This is a genomic window from Lacisediminihabitans sp. H27-G8 (assembly GCF_046156175.1).
Taxonomy (GTDB): domain Bacteria; phylum Actinomycetota; class Actinomycetes; order Actinomycetales; family Microbacteriaceae; genus Lacisediminihabitans.
Genome location: NZ_JAYLVL010000001.1, coordinates 337,039 through 356,491, shown reverse-complemented (window position 1 = coordinate 356,491; position 19,453 = coordinate 337,039). Strand labels below are relative to the sequence as shown.

Sequence of the window (19,453 nt, the reverse complement as noted above, 5' to 3'; positions counted from 1 at the left end):
GGCTAGCTCTCGCCGCCCGCCGTGCCCGTGGTGCCCGCGGTCACATCGTGCAGACGGTAGCGTTCGATCGCCTGCTGCGGGATGCCCGGGTGCAGTTTGCCCTGCGCGACGAGAGACTCCAGCGTGCGCACGACCAGCGACGGACCATCGATCTTGAAGAAGCGACGGGCCGCAGCTCGGGTGTCCGAGAATCCGAAGTCATCAGCACCGAGGGTGGCGAAATCTCCGGGGACGAAGGGACGGATCTGGTCCGGCACCGCGTGCATGAAGTCCGTGACCGCGACGAACGGTCCCTCGGCTCCGGAGAGCTTCTGCGTCACATAGGGCACGCGCTTCTCAGAGTTGGGATTGAGGAAATTCTGCTCCTCGGCGGCAAGGCCGTCGCGACGCAGTTCCGTCCAGGAGGTGACGGACCAGACATCCGCTGACACGCCCCAGTCCTCCGCCAACAGCTGTTGGGCCTCGAGAGCCCACGGCACGGCGACACCGGAGGCGAGCAACTGTGCCTTCGGTCCCTGAACGGTACTCGCGTTCAGACGGTAGATGCCCTTGAGCAGTCCGTCGACGTCGAGGTCTTCCGGTTCGGCCGGTTGGATGATCGGCTCGTTGTACACGGTGAGGTAGTACATGACGTTCGGGTGCGGATGAGTGCCCCCATACATGCGGTCGAGACCGTCCTTGACGATATGGCCGAGTTCGTAACCGTAGGCGGCGTCGTAGGCCACGACCGCCGGGTTCGTCGAGGCGAGCAGGATGGAATGGCCGTCGGCATGCTGCAGACCTTCACCGGTGAGGGTCGTGCGGCCGGCGGTGGCACCCACGATGAATCCGCGTGCCATCTGGTCTCCGGCAGCCCACATCGCGTCACCGGTGCGCTGGAAGCCGAACATCGAGTAGAAGACGTAAACGGGGATCAGCGGCTCGCCGTGGGTGGCGTAGGACGTTCCTGCCGCGGTGAAGGCCGCGAAGCCCCCCGCCTCGTTGATGCCGACGTGCACGATCTGGCCCTGGGGGCTCTCCTTGTAGGCGAGCAGCTGCTCGCGGTCCACGGAGGTGTACTGCTGCCCGCTGGGGTTGTAGATCTTGGCGGTGGGGAAGTAGGCGTCCATGCCGAAGGTGCGCGCCTCATCCGGGATGATCGGCACGATGCGGTGACCGAAGTCCTTGGACTTGAGCAGATCCTTCAGCAGTCGGGCGAAGGCCATGGTGGTGGCGATCTCCTGCTTGCCGGAGCTCTTCTTGGCGATCGCGTAGGCGGAGTCGTCCGGAAGGCTCAGCGGCACGTGCCGCGTACGGCGCTCGGGGAGGTACCCCCCGAGCTCTGTGCGGCGTTCGCGGATGTACTGGATCGCTTCGTCGTCCTCACCCGGGTGGTAGTAGGGCGGCAGGTACGGGTTCTCCTCGAGAACGGCATCCGTGATCGGGATGCGCATCGCGTCGCGGAACTGCTTGAGGTTGTCGAGGGTGAGCTTCTTCATCTGGTGGGTCGCGTTGCGCCCCTCGAACGACGGGCCGAGGCCGTAGCCCTTCACCGTCTTGGTGAGGATCACGGTGGGCTGGCCCTTGTGCTCTGAGGCCGCCTTGAAGGCCGCGTAGACCTTGCGGTAGTCGTGCCCGCCGCGCTTGAGTCCCCAGACCTGGTCGTCGGTGTAGTCCTTGACCATCTCCAGGGTGCGCGGGTCGCGGCCGAAGAAGTTCTCGCGCACGTAGGCGCCGCTCTCGGCCTTGTAGGTCTGGTAGTCGCCGTCAGGGGTGCGGTTCATCAGGTCGCGGAGCGCGCCCTCCGAGTCGCGGGCGAGGAGTTCGTCCCACTCGCGGCCCCAGATCACCTTGATGACGTTCCAGCCGGCACCGCGGAAGAAGCTCTCGAGCTCCTGGATGATCTTGCCGTTACCCCGCACCGGGCCATCGAGGCGCTGGAGGTTGCAGTTGATCACGAAGTTGAGGTTGTCGAGGCCGTCGTTCGCCGCGAGCTGGAGGGCACCGCGGCTCTCCACCTCGTCCATCTCGCCGTCGCCGAGGAACGCCCAGACCTGCTGGTCGGAGGCATCCTTGATCCCGCGGTTGGTGAGGTACTTGTTCGACTGCGCCTGGTAGATCGCGTTGATCGGCCCGAGGCCCATCGACACCGTGGGGAACTGCCAGAAGTCCGGCATGAGACGAGGATGCGGGTAGGACGAGAGTCCGCCGCCCTGGTGCGACTTCTCCTGGCGGAATCCGTCGAGCTGGTCGGTCGAGAGGCGCCCCTCGAGGAAGGCGCGGGCGTACATGCCGGGGGAAGCGTGACCCTGGTAGAAGACCTGGTCACCGCCGCCGGCGTGATCCTGGCCGCGGAAGAAGTGGTTGCTGCCGACCTCGTAGAGTGTCGCAGAGCCGGCGTAGGTGGAGATGTGACCACCGACGGAGATGCCGGGGCGCTGGGCGCGGTGCACCATGATGGCGGCGTTCCAGCGCAGCCAGGCGCGGTACCGGCGCTCGAGGTCTTCGTCCCCCGGGAATTCGGGCTCGTTCTCGGGAGCGATCGTGTTGAGGTAGTCGGTGGTCGGAACCATCGGCACTCCGAGGTGGAGCTCCTTCGACCGCTTCAGCAGGCTGAGGATGATCTCCCGCCCGCGTTCATGGCCCTGCGCTGCCACCAGCGCATCGAGGGACTCCTGCCATTCCGCAGTTTCCTCAGGGTCCTGGTCGGTGTGATTCACCGAGTAGGGGTCCTGGTCGTTTACCGTCAACGTCGACCTCGCATCTTTTCCGTGGACAATCCGTGACCCTGGCGGTGACGATCGGGTTGCGACCGTCGCCGGGATGAAGGGCCGTATCGAGTCTAGTTCTCGCTGGCGACGCGTCCTGCGCATGGTGCGGACTTGCCCAGCACGGGTAGCGTCTCAGCCATGGTCCTCCACACGATCGACAGCGGCAGCCTCCGGATCACCATCGACGAGGTGGGAGCCGAGCTGTCGTCCCTTGTCGACAGAGCCGGCCGGGAGTTGCTCTGGCAGGGGCGGTCCGTCTGGAAGCGGCGCGCGCCCATCCTGTTCCCCATCATCGGGCAGATGCCGGGCGGGATCTTGCACTACGAGGGCGTGAGCTACCCGATCGGACAACACGGCTTCGCCCGCGACCAGAGCTTCGAGGCATCGGATGCCGATGGGCGCTCGATTCTGTTCACGCTCGTCGATTCGCCGGAGACGAGGGAGAAGTTCCCCTTCCGTTTCCGTCTCGCAGTTCTCTATTCGGTGTCGGAGGCGACGCTCACTGTCACGACGACTGTCACGAACACCGACAGCGTGCCATTCTCGGCATCGCTCGGGGAGCACCCCGCCTTCGTCTGGCCACTGGTGGAGGGCATCGCTCGGGACACCCACGTGATCGAGTTCGCGAAGCCGGAACCTGCTCCCATCCGCCGCATCGTGGACGGGCTCGCGTTGGTCGACTCGCAGCCGACGCCCGTGGTGGGCGACACCCTCGCGCTCGACGATGCACTGTTCGTCGCAGACGCGGTCATCTTCGACCAACTGGCCAGTCGGTCGGTGCGTTACTCGGCACCGGGAGCACCCTGCATCGTCGTCTCGTTCCCCGATTTCCCGATCCTCGGAGTCTGGTCGAAGGCGCCGGGGGAGTTCGTCTGCATCGAACCGTGGTTCGGCATGACGGCCGCCCAGGGCTTCTCCGGTGAGTACAGCGAGAAACCACACCAGTTCGTGCTCGAGCCGGATGGGAGCCGCAAGTTCACCTACAGCGTCACGATCGAGCAGCCTGCGCCTTAGGACTCCACCCTCACCGGGCGTATGCTTGCCAATCGTGTTTACCGGATGTTCATATCTTCCGGAGAATAGGAACTTCACATGGCTCTGGAAAACGACACCCTGGCCCCCGACTTCGAACTCCCCAACCAATTCGGGGAGCACGTCAGGCTGAGCGACTTCCGGCACAAGAAGCCGGTCGCGCTGGTCTTCTTCCCTCTCGCGTTCTCGAGCACCTGCACGAGCGAGCTCTGCGAGTTGAGAGACAACCTCTCGCTCTTCAGCGATAAGAGCATCGAACTCCTCGGGGTTTCCGTCGACTCGAAGGCCACCCTTCGCGCCTTCGCCGAAGCTGATGGTTACGACTTCAACCTGCTGGCCGACTTCTGGCCGCACGGAGGCGTCGCGAAGGAATACGGGGTCTTCCTGCCCGAAAAGGGCTTCGCGAATCGAGCGAGCTTCCTCATCGACGTGAACGGCATCATCCGCGCGAGCTTCGTCACGGCACCGGGTGAGGCGCGCTCGATCGCGGCCTACCGTGAGGCTCTTGCCGAACTCTCCCCGGTGACTGTCTGAGCCTCTTCCCGCTCCGAACCCCGGAGTGCGCAGCATCTTCCGCTGTTCGCGGCCGAGCCGGATGCCTGTACGATATTGATTCGTCGCAGCCGCCCTCGCGGGCGTGCACTGCGGGCCTTTAGCTCAGTTGGTAGAGCGCCACGTTTACACCGTGGATGTCATCGGTTCGAGCCCGGTAGGGCCCACCACTAAAAGTGTCGGGTACTTTTCGACGTCGCTGTCTCTCGGAATGCCGTCAGGACATCGGCGTGGTGCGCCGTCGTCTGCGCCGGCCCACGAACACGATGAGTGCCAGGGAGAGAACGAGCACTCCGGCCGCGCTGATCCAGAGCGGCGCCCCCGGGAAGGCTGCCGGGGTGGGAGCCTTCGAGGTCTTCGCGGGGAACGCCGCGGCGATCTCTGGTGCGACGGTATCCGCCAGGAAGGCCGTTCCGAGATCGTCGGGATGCAGGCTACCGGCTCGGAGAACCACCGAGCCCGAGGAACTGCGATCGATGGAGACGCCGTTGAGGAACCGTTCCTTCACGGGGGCGCACGCGCTGTTCGCTGCCGTGCTGTGGAGCAGCGAGATGTAGGTGAAGCCTGCGGCACGAGCCGCAGTACCGGTCGCGGCATCGAGTTTCTGCTCGATGGAATTGAGGTATCTCGTGTCGGTGTCGGTGAACGGGAAGATGTTCTCGGCGTGAGCATCCGCGAGATCGGTGCCGGTGAGTCTGGCGTTGAAGCAGCCCCCGGCGGGGATGTGTGAGGGATCGGGCATGATCGTCGGATAACCGATGACGAAGACCCGAGCATGAGGCGCTTTCTTCGCGATGGTCGCAAAGGTCTTCTCCAGGCCGCTCGGGTAGGCGTCCGTGCCGTGCACCACCGCGGAATCGATCCGCTGTGACAGCTCATCGGCACCGTCGTGGACGAAGAGGGATCGACAATCGGGTGCCTTGGCGAGAAGCAGCGGCCCCTCACGTCCGAGCGCGACGCACGATTTGGTCGCATCGACGAAACCGAGGTCGTTGCCTCCGATGGTGATGGTGACCACTGCTGTGCGGGAACTGAGCGAACCGCTCTGTGGCGGCGAGCTGCCCTTGCCGTATTTCAGTGGGGACGAGATCACGTTCGAGGTGGTGGCGCCCGCGCAGGTCGCATCCTTCAGCGTCAATCCCAGCGTCCGGGCCACCCGGTGGGGGAAGTTGATGGCGGACCGGTGGCAGAACGACGGCGAGTCGCTGACCGGGTCCGGGAGTCCGAGTCCCGATGAGAAGGAGTCTCCCAGCGCGACGTACTCGAGTCCGTGCGTGCTCTGCTGCTCTCCTCCGGAGAGGGATGCTCCGTGGGCGGGATCGGCGACCGAGAGCGACAGTGACAGTGACAGTGACAGCGAAACCGCGAGAACAAGAGTGATGACACTCCTCACATCGCATCCCCGATGTAGGAGTACTTGACGAACACCTCGGAGGCGATGTCCGACTCCTCGAGCACCCCCTGCACGGCGGTGAGCATGTACTTCGAGTCCCAGCCCATGTAAAGGAAGTTGGACTCGTCCAGCGCGTCCCACTGGCCGTTCCACGCCTGGGCATCGAAGATCGGGCCGCCGCGACGGGTGCTGAAGGCGACGACATCGGCCCGAGCATCCGCCCAGAGGCGCTTGAAGATGCGATTGAAGAGAGCCTTGACGTCGTAGACCTCCCAGTGCTCTCCGCGGTACTCCACGTACTCGAACTCACGCTGCCAGCCGCGCGGCCATCCGCGACGGCGTTGTGCGTCGAGGATCGGGGTGAGGCCGTCGTCGTCGATGCCTGCGGCCGTCGGGCGGGCCCAGATGGTGAGGAAATCGATGGTCAGTCTTGCTGTTCGCTCGCCGATGGCGGCGGTTCCCCAGGCCTGACCGTCGGCGAGGGTGCGGGTCTGCGGGATCGCGCTCCGCGCGAACAGGTGCCGTTTTGCGGGGAAGGATGCGTCCAGCGCCCGCTCCGCCAACGGCGCCTCCAGCAGCGCAAGGTTGCCGAGGGTCTGCGCCAGAGCGCGATGGCTGTTCTGCTCGTCATCGCTGTATTCCGCCCATTCGCGGATGCCGTCTCCGCTCCAGCTGTCGGCGGGAGCGAGCGGAAAGACGTGATCGACATCCAGGTCGAGCGAGCCGTCGACACCGGCCAAACGCGCGAGAACGTAGCCCGCGTGCGGAAGGTCTCCGTACTTGAGCGCCACACGAACCCGGGCGTCGGATGGGGTGATCCGGGCGATGGCGTTGGCAAGAGCGTCCGTACCGGCCTCTCCGGCCCGACACAGTCGCCCGACCAGCCTGTCGTTGTCCAGGCCGACGATCGTGCGCCGAAGGAGGAGAGATTGCACCAGTTCCAGGGTGGCCACGAGGGTCGTGCCCGGCCCGCCGTTCAGGTGGTCCCGGTACGCGCGCATCACCAGCGGGTACATCCCTCGGCCGAAGGTGTTGGTGAATTCGAGCTGGCGGGTGAGTTCGGCATCGCCGGCCAGCGCCGGTTGGAGCAGGATCCGGTAGATCTCGGAGTACTCCCTCCACTCCGCGGCGTGCGCGCGAAGGGCATCGAGATCGAGGCGGGGGAAGCGCTGCCGGAAGGCGTCATAGACACCGCGGCCGCCCGTCGTGTCGACCTCGCGCCCGGTCGTCATCACCAGATAGTGCCGCCAGAAGCCGGCTATGGCATCGCCGGTGTTGTGCTCGATCGGCACCCAGAACGAGTCTTCGATTTCGCTCTGCTCCGAGTGCGACAGGCCCATCAACACGTAATTGTGAATCAGCTCGTGATCACGCAGGGGCTCGCCGGTGGAGTTGAGGCTCTCGAAGATCTGTTGGGCGTTCGCATCCTCCCCGAGAGTGATGGCGACGTGTTCGAGGCGCTGCAGGCCGCTCCAGATGAGCGCGACCTCCGACGCGGGCACCTGGCTGCGGAAGAACGCGTAGTTGTCGTCGAAGCGGGAGTCGCGAGGGTCGGCATCGTCCAGCCGCCGGTCGAGGATGACGCTCTCGAAGGTCGCGGCCCAGGCGCGGTGCGGACGGAGTTTGGTGCGCTCGCGCTGTGCGTCCCGCACGAGCACTCTCTCGAGATCGGCGGAGAGCGAGGGGTCTGCGGAGAGCGTCGGGTCGTTCAGCACACTGTGGTGCAGTGCCGCGACCAGCAGCATGAGCGTCGTGATTCGCTGCTGGCCGTCGATCAGCACGAGTTCGGCTGCGCTGCCCTCGGTGCTCGCCGAAGACAGGATCGACCCGATGAAATGCATGTGCCGATCGTCGGAGTCGGCCACCGCTCGGATGTCGGTGAGCAATTGTTCGCAGGCGCCGATATCCCAGCGGTACTGGCGTTGGTACACCGGTACGACGATGGTGGTGTGCTCGGCGGAGAGCCAGGCGATCGTATTGACAGCGGTGGCTTCGATATTCGTGGCAGTACCCATGGTTGCGCCCAGTTTATTCGCACCTCGGCGGGGCTCGAGGCTGACAGGGCGTCGAATGTTAGGCTTACCTAAGTTGGGCCTGTTAAAACGTGCTGGCCCCTTACGAAAGGTCATGATTCGCATCATGGGTTACATCAAATCCGCCGCGCTCGAAGAGACCGGCTACGTCGTCCTCGACCGCTATAACCAAGAACTCGACCCGCAGGAGTGGCGCGATATCGAGTACGTCGACTGGAAGTCGTCCGGGGAGACCCAGTTCGCCCCCCTCGCCAGCGCGAAGGGCGAAATCGAGGTCAACGGGTTCTGGAACCACAAGCCGCCGCGCACCGACAAGGACGGCGTCTGGATCCCGTCCCAGGTCGAGAAGGCGCCGAATCTCGTGCGTCGGGCGCAGGAGCCGGGCGCGAACGTCGGTCGTTGCCGCGTGATCGAGCTGCAGCCGAACGAGTACTCAGACACCCTCTACAACCTGCACCAGGACGACAACAACCGTCTCAACCCGGATGGCACCGGCTGGGTCGTTCGCGGATTCTTCAACCTCACCGACGACAAAGACAGCTATTTCGTGCTGCGCGAGAACCGCACCGACCCGAGCGTCGAATACCGCATCGCCCTGCCCGCCGGTGCGCAGCTGATCATCGACACCCAGCGCCTCTGGCACGCCGCCACCCATGTCGGCACCGAGCCCCGCTACTGCCTCATCACGTCGTGGGAGTCCGGCCCCGAGCTCGACGCCTACATCGAGAAGCACAACGGTGTGAGCCGCGTGCCGAACGTCGAGGTGCCCCAGGACGTGCTGGATGCCGGCCAGGCCGAGCAGGCCCGTCGCATCGCGGCGCGCGCGGCCTACTATGCGGCAAAGGGCCAGGCCGAGAAGACGGCGATGAGCGAAGCCTGATCGCCGCACCACTCTGAATGAAGGCCCCGGTCGGGAGACCGGGGCCTTCGTCGTAGGCCGAGTTCACCAGGCGCTTGCTGGTGCCGCAACCTCCGGAACCGAGGAGGTGTGCCAGCGCGATCCGTTGCCATAGTGGCTTGAGGCCCAGGGGGAGGCCCAGATCGCCTGTTCGGTGATGTTGGTGGGGGCGGACACGGCGAAAGCGGCGACGATCGTGGCGAACGATGGGTTGCGCTGCAAGTTTTGAGCGGCCTTCTGGGCGGCGGTCACCAGGGTGTCGTAGCTTCCCAGTCCGCTTCCGCCGCCGGAGCCGTACCCGTTGTTCAGCGGGTTGTTGCGGTTCCACCAGCTTGCGGTGCCGTTCTCCTGGCGCATCCAGCGCACCATCACGGTGACATTCGCCTCGGATTGCGGCCAGCCGCCGGAGAGCATCACGAGCTTCGCCCAGGAGTAGTTGGTGCCGCTGGCCGCCAGGGATTCGACTCCCGCAGTGGCCGAATAGCCGTCGCGGGAACCGTCCTGCAGTGAAACGCGATCCGAGACGCGGAGGGTCTGCGGATGTTCCGAGATGTAGACCGCGAGCTGGCCGGCCGCATCCGGTGTTGCGGGCGGCGCGATCGCGAAGACGGCGATCAGCGAGAGCGCACCGAGGGATGCTCCCACGGCGAGTCGCGACCGCCTCGGGGCTCGCGACGGTCGGCGCGGCCGCAGTGCGGCGCGTCGAGAGGGGAGAGGCTGGCGGGGAATGGTCATAGGGGGCGTCTTCACCGGGACCGACCAGGACGTGCCCGGAGAAACAGCGTTGACGCTACCAGAGCGGCCTGCGTGACGGTCGGAAAGCTGGGTGCGACTGATCGATCGAGTGGTAGCGCCTCCGGCCAGTCAGTGTCAAGCCCTGGGCTCGAAATTCTGCAGTCCCATACGCTGAATGTAACCAATAAAGGGGTCAAGTCATGACGATCAGCGCCTATGAGAACGAAGAGTCCACCCTCGAATCCCCCCGAGGTGCGGCGCAGGTTTCCATCGATCCTCTTCGCGACTATCTTCAGCGCATCGGGCGTGCGCAGCTCCTCACCGCAGACGAGGAAGTGAGTCTCGCCCGTCGCATCGAGGTGGGTGTCCTCGCCGGAGAACGCCTCGCCCAGCATCCGGAATTCGATGGCAAAGCGAAGCGCGAACTGCTGTGGCTCTCCCGCGACGGCGACGCGGCGTACCAACAGTTCGTTTGCGCAAACCTCCGCCTTGTGGTGAGTATCGCCAAGCGGTATGCGGGCCGCGGCCTGCCGATCATGGACGTCATCCAGGAGGGCAATCTCGGCCTGGTGCGGGCCGTGGAGAAGTTCGACTACGCGATCGGAAACAAGTTCTCCACCTACGCCACGTGGTGGATCCGCCAGTCCATCCTGCGGGGCATCGCCGACTCGAGCCGCATCATCCGCATCCCGGTGCACACCGTCGAGAAGATGGACAAGCTGGATCGAGTGCGCCGCGACCTCATGAACGAACTCGGCCGCACGCCGACCATCGAAGAGGTCGCAGACTCCGCACAGGTGACTGTGGCCGAGGTGATCAAGCTGGCGAAGTCCGATCACGACACCATCTCGTTCGGCATCCCGATCGGCGACGACGGCACCACCGAGCTCGGAGACCTCATCGAAGACACCGACACTCCGGAACCGCACGAGTCGGTCGAGCTCGATCTTCGGCATGACGACATCCGGCGCAAGCTGGACGCGCTGCCGCCTCGAGATGCCACGGTGCTCCGCCTGCGGTTCGGCCTGGAGGGCCGCCAGGCTCTGACCCTCGATGAGGTGGGGGAGCTGTACGGCATCACCCGGGAGCGCGTACGCCAGTTGGAGACCCGCAGCCTCAAGCGCCTGCGCAGCGAGGACCTGCATTCCTACCTGGCCTGAAGTCTCAACCGGCGCGAAACAAGCGAACGCTACCTTTGCGGCTCGGCGTCTTCCTGCTCGTCGATGGCCTCTTCGAAGCTGAGGTCGTCGCTCGGGGGAGTCTTCGAGACCTCTGCTTCGGCGTCGTCGGCGTCGTCGTCCCGACCGGCCCCGGTCATTCTTCCGAGGTCTTTCCGAGGGCACCGACTTCCTCGGTGAGCTGGAGGCCCTGCGCACTGTTGGAGGAGATCGTGAGGGCTTCGAGCCACTCGCGGTTGATCTTGGGCATGCGGCCACCGCTGTAGCGGAAGACCAGCGGGATGGATGGATCGAGCCAGATCACACTGCGCCCGTCGCCCACGCTCTGCTCATCTCTCCACGAGAAGAAGAAGCTCTCGTCACGACGGAGTTTGAGCCCGATCACGAGCTGAAGGTGGGCAAGGACGCGATCGTCGAAGACGACCTCGATGGTCTGGCCGTAGAGCAACTTTCCCACGCTGGTTCTCCTGTTATCACGGTGAATCGAGGATCGTCGTCCTCAAGTCTGAATTGAACGCTACTACGTCACCGCCATTCTGAAATCAATTAAGGAAGGTGTTGACAAGCGACTCCATTCGGTCATCGCCTCCGAGGCGTTTTCCCCGTCGGGGGCTGGCGCCTGAGGAGCCGATGGGGCGTACCCGGCCCTTAGAATGTGTTGTCGTGAGTATGAGCGGGGCGCAGGCTCGGGTGAACCCCGGCGTCGTCGCACTGATCCCCGCGTCCATTCTCTGGGGCACCACCGGCACGGTGGCGAGTTTCCTTCCCGCCGAAGTGAGCCCGTTGGCCGTCGGCTCGGCGACGATGGGAGTGGGCGGGGTTCTGCTGTTCGTCGTCTCGCTGCGGTCATCAGTCTCCGCGGTGCGTGATCGGGCCGCCCTGCGGTGGCTGCTCGTCGGATCGATCGGTGTCGTGGTCTATCCACTCGCCTTCTATGCGGCGATGAATCTGGCCGGGGTCGCGATCGGCAATGTCGTCGCGCTCGGCTCGGGCCCGGTGTTCGCCGCATTCTTCGAGTGGCTCTGGGAGCGCCGTCGACCGGGACTGGTCTGGATCGCGTGCACCGTGACGGCAGTGGCCGGGATCGCCCTGCTCGCTTCGGGCGGCTCGACCCGGGGCGACCACGGCGCGGCAAACCCCCTCCCGGGAGTGCTGCTCGGCCTTCTCGCCGGCATCGCCTATGCCCTGTACACCTACGCGTCCTCCCGGGCCATCGGTCTCGGGCTGCCCTCCCGGGGAGTCATGGGAGGGATGTTCGGGCTCGGCTCCATCGGACTACTCCCGGTGCTCATCCTCACCGGTGCACCCATCCTCAACAGCGCACTCAGTGTCGGAATCTCCGCCTACCTCGCCATCGGCCCGATGCTCGTGGCATACCTGCTGTTCGGCTTCGCGCTCGTGACGCTCCGCAGCAGCTCGGCCACCACCATCACCTTGCTCGAGCCGCTTGTGGCAACGCTGCTCGCCGTCGTGGTGGTGGGGGAGCGCCTCGCGATCGTCGGCTGGATCGGACTCGCGCTCGTCCTTGCGGGAGTTACCGTGATGTCTGCGGCCCGTCATCCGGACAATTGACACCGAACCCGTATCATTCTGGGCATGGAAACTGGGCATGGACACTGAGGCCTTCGCCGGCGCGGCGGCCGAGCCCGACAGCCCGGTCGAGCCGGCCGGGGCGAGCGACGGTTTCGAGCACTATGACGACGACGCTCTCGCAGCGGCGATGTCGGATGAAGCGGTGCGGCTCGGACTGACCGGGAGCATCACGATCATGCCGCCCCCCACGACGCCGGCCGTGAGCACTCCCCGGCCGCCGCCCATGGCGCGTGCGGTGTACACCGGCCCGGCGGCCCCACGCGAACATGACGAACCACTTCGGGTAACAGTGCCGGGGCCACTGCCGGTGAACGAGCCTGCAGCCCCCCTGACCATCACGCCCCATCCGGCCCTCGATCTGTCGAATTTTCCGGCGCCCTCGGGCGAGCCGGTCGTTTTCGACTCGCCGATTGCTGAGGAAACGGGCGTCGATCAATCGGGCGTAGAGGAAACGGTTGTCGAGCAGCCGGTTGTCGAGCAGCCGGCCGCCGGGGCGCCCCCTGTCGACGCAGCCCTTGTCCTACCCCCAGTGGACGTGCTTCCGACTCGTCGCTCGATCCGTGACGCGGAGCACGCGCGTGCCCGGGCCGAATCCGCACGGGAGGAGACGGCCCGGCGCGCGCCCCTCGCCCCCGCGGCGCCAATGCCCCCGGGGGATACCGAGCCCGCACAGGGTCCCGAGTTCTCGCAGGATCCGGCGCCCGCGCAGGGTTCCGAGTTCTCGCAGGATCCGCAGCCCGCACAGGGTCCCGAGTTCTCGCCGGATCCGGCGCCCGCGCAGGGTTCCGAGTTCTCGCCGGATCCGGCGCCCGCGCCGCATCCCGCGTCCTCCCCGGATCCGGTAGGGCTGGCCGTCGTGAACGATGACACGATTCCGGTGCCGGAGGTGCCTTCGGCGCCGGATTTTCCGCGGGCGCCGGCCGCGCCTGATCCCGATCCCGATTTCGGCGATACATCACCCGTCGCGACTGTCTCGCCACAATCGGTAACTGCCGCGCCACAAGCGGTAACCGCCGCGCCTGTCGTTTCGGCCGCGGCCGAGCCCCCCGTCTACGAGCTCATCGAGCCGCAGCCCTACACGGCAGTGCCCACGGTCATCCCCCCCGGTTTCGTGCCGAATGCGGCGATTCAGCCCGCCCACTCTCCGGCCGGGTTGCCCGCGCGATTCGCGCCGCAATCGGCGGATGCGGTCGCCGGGCTGTCGACGCAGGACCAGGTCGGGGCGCAGGACCCGGTCGGGGTGCAGGCGACTTCAGCCACCGAACTCCCCGGCGACGACGGCCTCCGTGCGCCGGGCACGATGAATCCCTTCCTTCAATCCGCCGCCATAGCGGTCATCGAGCGACAGACGGTGGGTGCGCGGGTGTTCACCCCGGAGGCCAGCGGCTCGCAGCCGACGCCGTTAGACCAGCGCGTTGGTCGAGCATCGCGCCTCTTCTGGCTCTGGTTCGCCGCGAACTCCTCGGTGATCAGTCTCGCCTTCGGTGCGGCGATCTTCTCCCTCGGCATGAGCCTTCGCCAGGCTGTGGTCGCCGCCTTCATCGGGGTGGCGATCTCGTTCCTGCCGCTCGGCCTCGGCACGCTCGCCGGCAAGTGGAGCGGGCAGCCGGTGATGGTGGTCTCGCGAGCGACATTCGGCCACCTCGGCAACATTCTTCCGGCCGCGATCGCCCTGCTGAGTCGTCTGTTCTGGGGTGCCGTACTCCTCTGGATCATCGCGGCGGCAACCGCGCGCATCCTCGTCCGCTCCGGCTTTGACGGCACCCTCACCGAGTTGCAGCTGATGGTGATCGTGATGGCAGCGGGATTCCTCCTCGCGCTCATCGTGGCGTTCTTCGGCTATGCGCTGTTCGCGCGCATCCAGCTGGTACTCGGCATCCTCTCTGCGGGGCTCATCGTCGCTCTCCTCGTCATCACCTGGCCGGCCGTCGACATCTCCGCTGCGCTCACCGTGGGGGACGGCCCCGTGATCCTGGTCGTGACCGGTATCGTGCTCGTGTTCAGTTTCGTCGGGCTGGTCTGGGCCAACAGCAGCGGAGACCTCGCCCGGTACCAGCGCCCCAGTTCATCCGGTGGAGCGGCGATGCTCTGGGCATCGTTCGGTACGACGGTTCCCTCTTTCCTGCTGATCGCCTACGGAGCGATCCTCGCGGCGTCCGATCCCGCGATCGCGAAGGGCCTCGGCAGCAGTCCGATCGACACCATCGCGAGCCTCCTTCCGGGCTGGTACCCGCTGCCGCTGATCGCGGCGATCTCGCTCAGCCTGCTGTCGGGGGTCATCCTGAGCATCTACTCCGGGGGTTTCGCTCTCGGTGCTCTCGGCCTGAAGGTCACCAGGAGCTGGGCGACCGTGATCGTGGGAATCCTGGTGTTCGCCGTCGCGATCGCCCTCGGCTTCACCGTGAGCAATGTCGTGACCGTGTTCCGCGATCTCGCCACCACGCTCGCCGTGCCGGTCGCCGCCTGGGCGGGCATCTTCTCGGCCGAGATGATCCTGCGCCGTCGGCGTTTCGACACGAAGTCACTCCTGGCCCGCGGCGGAATCTACCGCGACGTGAACTGGCTCAACCTCTCGATGCTGGTGGTCGCATCCGTCATCGGATGGGGACTCACCTCGGCCTCGCTGACCGGTCTCGGCTGGCAGGGCTACCTCTTCCGCGCGGCCGGGGTTCGTCTGTCGAGTGCTCTCGGCTCGACGGATGCGGGCGTTCTCGTGTCTCTGGCGCTCGGGGTGCTCACCCCTTTGGTGGCCGGTATCTCCACCATCCGTCGCCAGGAGCGACGTCAGGCGTCGCGCCCCTGATCGCGTGGCGCAACCGGCGGCCCGCTCCGAAACTACAATGGGCGGATGCCTCACTCCGCCGATGCCGACACGGCAACTGTGACCGTGGCGGATGTCTGCGCCGTCGTCGAACGCCTCTGGCCGATCGCCGGGGCGGAAGGCTGGGACGCTGCCGGGCTGCTGTCGGGTGATCCACGCGCGGTCGTCACCTCGATTCACCTCGCCGTCGACGCGGTGCCGGACGTGGCCGACGAGGCCGTCGCCGCCGGCGCCGATCTGCTGCTCGTGCATCATCCGCTCCTGTTGCGCGGGGTCACCTCCGTCGCGGAGGACAGGTACAAGGGCGTCGTGCTCGCCCGGCTGATCCGCGGCGGTTGTGCGCTCGTCGCGGCGCACACCAACGCGGATGTCGTCGAGAGCGGCACCTCCGCCGTCCTTGCCTCCCATCTCGGCCTTCTCGACACGCTCCCAATCACCTCCGGAGCCACAGCATCCCGTGGCATCGGACGGGTCGGCCGTCTCCCGGAGCCGAGCACGCTCGGCCGACTGGCGCGCCAGCTCGCGGAGATCCTGCCCGCAACCGCGTCGGGCATCCGCGTCTCCGGAGACTACGATCGCGTGATCGAAACCGTAGCCCTCTGCGGCGGGGCGGGGGACTCGCTTCTCGGTGAGGCTGCGGTGCTCGCATCCGATGTCTACATCACCTCGGATCTGCGGCATCATCCCGCGTCCGAGTCGCGCGAGAACGCGAAGGTCGGCTCCGGGCCGGCGCTCGTCGACGTCTCGCACTGGGCGAGCGAATGGCTCTGGCTGGATGTCGCCGCCGAGGAGTTGCGCGCCGCGCTTGCCGGCGTCACGGTCACCGTGAGCGACCTCCGCACCGACCCCTGGGATTTCACGATCGTCCAATGACCAACCGAATGAGGCACCCATGGCACTGAAGGCCAGCCCGAACGACCAGGCCCACCTGCTCGAATTGCAGGCTCTCGATACGCGCATCCAGCAGCTCGATCACCGGGCGAAGAAGCTGCCGCAACTCGCCGTGATCGCGGGGCTGGAGAGCGAGTCGACGGCACTGAGAGTCGAGACCCTCAGTGCGACCGGCGCGCTGGAGGACGCCCAGCGTGAGCTCGGTCGCATCGAGTCCGACGTAGCGGTGGTCGAAGCACGGATCAAGCGCGACACCGAGCGCCTTCAGGCATCCTCATCGGTCAAGGATGTAGCGGGCCTCGAGAGCGAGCTCGCCGGCCTCACGCGCCGCCAGCTCGAACTCGAGGAGATCGAACTCGGGGTGATGGAGCGGGTCGATGGTCTCGAAGCCGCCATGCGGGAGCTCCGTGCCAGGCACGACGCGCTGCAGGCCACGATCGCGGGAGTGGTGGCCGAGAAGGAGGAGTCGCTCGGTACCATCACCAGCGAACGCACTCATGCCGCAGCCAATCGCTCGACTATCGCGGGCAAAGTGCCCGAAGAGCTCCTTGCGCTCTACGAGCGCCAGCGTGCCCGGTACGGCCAGGGTGCATCGCTGCTCCGCGGTGGCGTATCGGAGGCGAGCGGCCTCAAGCTCAATGAGTTCGATATGGCGGCGATCCGTGCCGCCGCTCCGGACGACGTGTTGATCTGCCCGGAGAGCAGCGCGATCCTCGTGCGCACGGGGGAGTCCGGGCTCTAGCCCCACTCGGCTAGGCTGTCCATTCGAATGGGTCGGCAAGACGGTCGCGTTATCCCCTCGGGGATACCGAGGAACGTCCGGGCTCCACAGAGCAGGGCGGTGGGTAATTCCCACCCGGGGCAACCCGCGAGAAAGTGCAACAGAAAGCAGACCGCCACCTGGTTTCGACCAGGCGGTAAGGGTGAAACGGTGGTGTAAGAGACCACCAGCGGCCCGCGTGATCGGGTCGGCTAGGTAAACCTCGCCCGGAGCAAGGTCGAACAGGAAGCGTTACGGGCGGCTCGTCCAGTTTCCGGGTAGACCGCTAGAGGTGTGCGGCAACGTACATCGTAGATAGATGGCCGTCGATGACACGTTTTCGGATGTGTCGGGACAGAACCCGGCGTAATAGCCGGCCCATTCACCACCCGCCTCCGTGGCTAGGTTCCCTCGATCTGGCGGTCGGCGAGGTGCCGGGTCAACTCGATGGCGCGCGCGTTGGCCTCATCCGGACCCGTCGCCCAGGCCGTGGCGGCCTCTCGGCTCATGCCGGAGGCGATGTGGCGATCGATGAGTCGCGCCATCCGCAGCTCCCTCGGCGTATCGACGAACCAGATCTCGTCGACTATGTCCCGGATGCTTCGCCAGCCCGGCTCTGCCGAGAGGAGGTAGTTGCCCTCGGTGATCACGATGTCGATGTCGCGCGAAACGGCGATCGACGCGGCTATCGGCTCTTCGAGACCGCGTCGGTACGTGGGCGCATAGACCACCGGCTCGTCACGATCGCGAAGACGATGGAGAAGCGAGAGGTAGCCGCCGACATCGAAGGTATCGATCGCTCCCCGGCGATCGCGAAGGGGAGTGCCCTCGATGATGGTGGTGGCCAGGTGAAAGCCGTCCATCGGTACGACGACGCAGCGGGCCGCGCCGAGGCTCTCCGCAAGGCGCCGGGCGAGCGTGGACTTGCCCGTTCCGGGTGCTCCGGCGATACCGATGATCTGTCGCATCCCCGTCACGCTCAGCCGGGAGTGGAGGTGGTCGACCAGGGGCAGCAGGTCTGCGGGGGTGCTTGGCTCTGCCCGATCTTCCGTGCTCACCGGCCCTCCAGCAGAGCCTTCGGATTCGTCGGGTCGACGGCGAACTCGGAGACCTCGGCTGCGGGACGGTGGATGCTGACGCTCACGTGGCGGGAGTGCATGGGTCCATTCTGTCGCCTGCGCAGTGTGCTCGGCGCATCTCGTTCGGGCTCGAGTGCGCGGGTCTACTCCTCCCCAGGTCAGTGGTTGGATCGCCCGCCTACTAAGTAAAATGGAGGTCAGCAGCTACATTCGAGTGTCGGTGGTGCCGTGGAGAGTAGGCCCATGGAAACTCTCGCACGGCTCACCCAGCTCACGGACAGTGAGGTGATCGAGTCTGTCGCGGCCCTGCGTGAGGAGCAGCGTGTGCTGGATGCCAGACGCATCCGAGCCGCCGGAGAGTTGGCGCACCGGTCTCGCGAGACGCTCGGTGCGGACGGAATCGCTCGGCGTGCCGGTTTCTCTAATCCGGGCGGCTTTCTTGCGAAGGTCTGGGACATCCCGGTCGGTGAGGCGATCCGTCTGTGCGCAGTCGGACTGGCGACGCGGCAGGGATCTGCTCTCGACGGCTCTCCGCTTCCGGCGCGCTTTCCGTTCGTCGCGCGGGCGATAGCGGAGCTCGGGATCGGGCTGGATGCCGCAGCAGTAATCGTCCGCGAGCTGGAGTCCGCGGCGAAGGCGTGCTCCGACGAGAGTCGCCTCGTCGCGGAGAAGACCCTTGTCGAACACTGTGAGGGATTCACTGTTCGGGAGGTGCAGGTACTCGCCAGGCAGGTGCGTGACCGGCTGGACCAAGACGGAGCAGAACCAAGGGATGAACTTCACCGCACCCGTCGATCCCTGACAATCTTCGCGACCCCGGAGGGCATGGTGAGGCTCGACTGGCTCATGCCGCCGGAGGTCGGTGGTCTCGTCAAAGCGGGCATCGACGCCATCGTGAGCGATCAGCTCCGCCAGGCACGCGAACCCGACGCGATGCCCGACGACCGGATCCTGCCCCAGCTACGATCGGATGCGGCCGAGTAGGTGTTCCATCACGCGGCCACCTGCGATTCTCCGGGCGGTGACTTGCCGGCGTTCACGCTCGTTGTGCGGATGAGTCTCGATTGCCTGCTGACCGCAACCGGTGTCGCCGAACTCGACGGCTCAGGAACGTCCCTTTCGGCCTCTGCCGCGCGGCGTCTCGCTGCCGAGGCCGAAATCATCCCCCTTGTATTGGGCCGAGAGAGCGAGGTCCTCGACCTGGGACGCGCCAAACGACTCTTCACTCGTGCTCAGAAGATCGCTCTCGCGGAGCGAGACGGCGGGTGTGCGGTAGGCGGCTGCCCGTGTCCGCCGTCGTATGCCGAGGCACACCACATCCTCTGGTGGACCCGCGGCGGAAAGTCGAATCTCGACAACGGGGTACTGCTGTGTTCGTTCCATCACCACCTCGTGCATAACGATGGATGGGAGATCGAGGTTCGCCAGGGGATCCCCTACTTCATTCCGCCGCCCTGGGTGGATCCCTCTCGGCGGGCAAGGAGGGGCGGGCGCGTTCGCCTGCAGTGAGGTGGCACGTGTGGGGCGGCGGTACTTTTTGAGACTCGGCACGTGTGGGGAGGCGGCACGTGTCGAGAGGCGGCGCTGATGCACTTGGCGGGCAACCCCGTCACGACCCCGGGAGCGTGGCGGGCCGCGCTCCCGGGAATAGTGCGGACCGATGCGTCATCCGCTCTGGTGAGTCCGGCGAAGCGTGTCGCAGGGGCGGACAGCGTGAGCGCCTCGACGGGGTCGACCA

The 19,453-nt window shown here is 66.1% G+C and carries 15 protein-coding genes, 1 tRNA gene, 1 other RNA gene and 1 pseudogene; 11 read left to right on the top strand and 7 right to left on the bottom strand.

Translation table 11 applies throughout. The annotated features are described in order from the left end of the window. Positions 1 to 2: 2 nt before the first annotated feature. The gene (gene aceE, locus VLI63_RS01650; RefSeq protein ID WP_409155146.1) at positions 3 to 2,729 is read right to left on the bottom strand and encodes a pyruvate dehydrogenase (acetyl-transferring), homodimeric type; all 2,727 of its coding nucleotides are present in this window, start codon (positions 2,727 to 2,729) and stop codon (positions 3 to 5) included. A 159-nt stretch (positions 2,730 to 2,888) separates the two neighbouring features. On the opposite strand from aceE, the gene VLI63_RS01645 reads away from it, so the two are divergent. The 3 genes from VLI63_RS01645 (at position 2,889) to VLI63_RS01635 (ending at position 4,504) form a co-directional block, all read left to right on the top strand. Next, positions 2,889 to 3,764 carry an aldose 1-epimerase family protein gene (locus VLI63_RS01645; RefSeq protein ID WP_409155144.1) on the top strand — a complete coding sequence of 292 codons (876 nt, stop codon included), beginning with the start codon at positions 2,889 to 2,891 and terminating at the stop codon, positions 3,762 to 3,764. 78 nt (positions 3,765 to 3,842) lie between these two features. Then, a complete protein-coding gene (locus VLI63_RS01640) occupies positions 3,843 to 4,316 on the top strand; it encodes a peroxiredoxin (RefSeq protein ID WP_354575803.1) in 474 nt (157 codons plus the stop codon). Positions 4,317 to 4,428: 112 nt separating this feature from the next. Further along, a tRNA-Val gene (locus VLI63_RS01635) sits at positions 4,429 to 4,504 on the top strand. Positions 4,505 to 4,551: 47 nt separating this feature from the next. On the opposite strand, the gene VLI63_RS01630 is transcribed toward VLI63_RS01635, so the two are convergent. Next, positions 4,552 to 5,727, bottom strand: coding sequence for an SGNH/GDSL hydrolase family protein (locus tag VLI63_RS01630; RefSeq protein ID WP_409155143.1), 1,176 nt, complete (start codon positions 5,725 to 5,727; stop codon positions 4,552 to 4,554). Beyond that, complete coding sequence (locus VLI63_RS01625; protein WP_409155141.1) at positions 5,724 to 7,742, bottom strand: DUF262 domain-containing protein; 2,019 nt, start codon at positions 7,740 to 7,742, stop codon at positions 5,724 to 5,726. The genes VLI63_RS01630 and VLI63_RS01625 overlap by 4 nt, the downstream gene beginning before the upstream one ends. Positions 7,743 to 7,866: 124 nt before the next feature. On the opposite strand from VLI63_RS01625, the gene VLI63_RS01620 reads away from it, so the two are divergent. Continuing rightward, positions 7,867 to 8,640, top strand: coding sequence for a hypothetical protein (locus tag VLI63_RS01620; protein WP_409155140.1), 774 nt, complete (start codon positions 7,867 to 7,869; stop codon positions 8,638 to 8,640). 63 nt (positions 8,641 to 8,703) lie between these two features. Here the strand turns inward: VLI63_RS01620 and VLI63_RS01615 are convergent, their stop codons facing one another. Further along, positions 8,704 to 9,393, bottom strand: coding sequence for a hypothetical protein (locus VLI63_RS01615; RefSeq protein ID WP_409155138.1), 690 nt, complete (start codon positions 9,391 to 9,393; stop codon positions 8,704 to 8,706). A gap of 200 nt (positions 9,394 to 9,593) precedes the next feature. On the opposite strand from VLI63_RS01615, the gene VLI63_RS01610 reads away from it, so the two are divergent. Continuing rightward, positions 9,594 to 10,553 carry an RNA polymerase sigma factor RpoD/SigA gene (locus VLI63_RS01610; RefSeq protein ID WP_185200763.1) on the top strand — a complete coding sequence of 320 codons (960 nt, stop codon included), beginning with the start codon at positions 9,594 to 9,596 and terminating at the stop codon, positions 10,551 to 10,553. 29 nt (positions 10,554 to 10,582) lie between these two features. On the opposite strand, the gene VLI63_RS01605 is transcribed toward VLI63_RS01610, so the two are convergent. Both VLI63_RS01605 and VLI63_RS01600 read right to left on the bottom strand, forming a co-directional pair. After that, entirely contained in the window at positions 10,583 to 10,711 is a 129-nt protein-coding gene (locus tag VLI63_RS01605) for a hypothetical protein (protein ID WP_409155137.1), read from the bottom strand. Further along, complete coding sequence (locus VLI63_RS01600; protein ID WP_185200762.1) at positions 10,708 to 11,028, bottom strand: ATP-dependent DNA ligase; 321 nt, start codon at positions 11,026 to 11,028, stop codon at positions 10,708 to 10,710. The genes VLI63_RS01605 and VLI63_RS01600 overlap by 4 nt, the downstream gene beginning before the upstream one ends. Before the next feature lie 212 nt (positions 11,029 to 11,240). Here VLI63_RS01600 and VLI63_RS01595 point away from each other — a divergent pair, with 212 nt between their 5' ends. The 5 genes from VLI63_RS01595 (at position 11,241) to rnpB (ending at position 17,021) form a co-directional block, all read left to right on the top strand. Beyond that, complete coding sequence (locus VLI63_RS01595; RefSeq protein ID WP_409155761.1) at positions 11,241 to 12,143, top strand: DMT family transporter; 903 nt, start codon at positions 11,241 to 11,243, stop codon at positions 12,141 to 12,143. A 37-nt stretch (positions 12,144 to 12,180) separates the two neighbouring features. Further along, positions 12,181 to 14,967: a cytosine permease gene (locus VLI63_RS01590; protein ID WP_409155135.1), complete on the top strand. Its 2,787-nt coding sequence runs from the start codon at positions 12,181 to 12,183 to the stop codon at positions 14,965 to 14,967. Between the two features lie 45 nt (positions 14,968 to 15,012). Continuing rightward, complete coding sequence (locus VLI63_RS01585; protein WP_409155133.1) at positions 15,013 to 15,858, top strand: Nif3-like dinuclear metal center hexameric protein; 846 nt, start codon at positions 15,013 to 15,015, stop codon at positions 15,856 to 15,858. 19 nt (positions 15,859 to 15,877) lie between these two features. After that, on the top strand, positions 15,878 to 16,618 hold the full coding sequence (locus VLI63_RS01580; protein ID WP_409155131.1) for a zinc ribbon domain-containing protein: 741 nt from the start codon (positions 15,878 to 15,880) through the stop codon (positions 16,616 to 16,618). A gap of 28 nt (positions 16,619 to 16,646) precedes the next feature. Beyond that, an RNA gene (gene rnpB / locus VLI63_RS01575) (RNase P RNA component class A) lies at positions 16,647 to 17,021 on the top strand. 16 nt (positions 17,022 to 17,037) lie between these two features. Here the strand turns inward: rnpB and VLI63_RS01570 are convergent. After that, positions 17,038 to 17,694 carry a nucleoside/nucleotide kinase family protein gene (locus tag VLI63_RS01570; RefSeq protein ID WP_409155129.1) on the bottom strand — a complete coding sequence of 219 codons (657 nt, stop codon included), beginning with the start codon at positions 17,692 to 17,694 and terminating at the stop codon, positions 17,038 to 17,040. Between the two features lie 264 nt (positions 17,695 to 17,958). Between VLI63_RS01570 and VLI63_RS01565 the strand changes: the two are divergent. Then, positions 17,959 to 19,224 (top strand): annotated as a pseudogene (locus VLI63_RS01565) (DUF222 domain-containing protein). Positions 19,225 to 19,453: the final 229 nt, after the last annotated feature.

What these genes read in the sequence shown, in the direction of transcription:
- VLI63_RS01645 (WP_409155144.1), top strand. Translation starts at nt 2,889, where the DNA reads ATGGTCCTCCACACGATCGACAGCGGCAGCCTCCGGATCACCATCGAC.
- VLI63_RS01640 (WP_354575803.1), top strand. Translation starts at nt 3,843, where the DNA reads ATGGCTCTGGAAAACGACACCCTGGCCCCCGACTTCGAACTCCCCAAC.
- VLI63_RS01625 (WP_409155141.1), bottom strand. Translation starts at nt 7,742, where the DNA reads ATGGGTACTGCCACGAATATCGAAGCCACCGCTGTCAATACGATCGCC.
- VLI63_RS01620 (WP_409155140.1), top strand. Translation starts at nt 7,867, where the DNA reads ATGGGTTACATCAAATCCGCCGCGCTCGAAGAGACCGGCTACGTCGTC.
- VLI63_RS01615 (WP_409155138.1), bottom strand. Translation starts at nt 9,393, where the DNA reads ATGACCATTCCCCGCCAGCCTCTCCCCTCTCGACGCGCCGCACTGCGG.
- VLI63_RS01610 (WP_185200763.1), top strand. Translation starts at nt 9,594, where the DNA reads ATGACGATCAGCGCCTATGAGAACGAAGAGTCCACCCTCGAATCCCCC.
- VLI63_RS01605 (WP_409155137.1), bottom strand. Translation starts at nt 10,711, where the DNA reads ATGACCGGGGCCGGTCGGGACGACGACGCCGACGACGCCGAAGCAGAG.
- VLI63_RS01595 (WP_409155761.1), top strand. Translation starts at nt 11,241, where the DNA reads ATGAGCGGGGCGCAGGCTCGGGTGAACCCCGGCGTCGTCGCACTGATC.
- VLI63_RS01590 (WP_409155135.1), top strand. Translation starts at nt 12,181, where the DNA reads ATGGACACTGAGGCCTTCGCCGGCGCGGCGGCCGAGCCCGACAGCCCG.
- VLI63_RS01585 (WP_409155133.1), top strand. Translation starts at nt 15,013, where the DNA reads ATGCCTCACTCCGCCGATGCCGACACGGCAACTGTGACCGTGGCGGAT.
- VLI63_RS01580 (WP_409155131.1), top strand. Translation starts at nt 15,878, where the DNA reads ATGGCACTGAAGGCCAGCCCGAACGACCAGGCCCACCTGCTCGAATTG.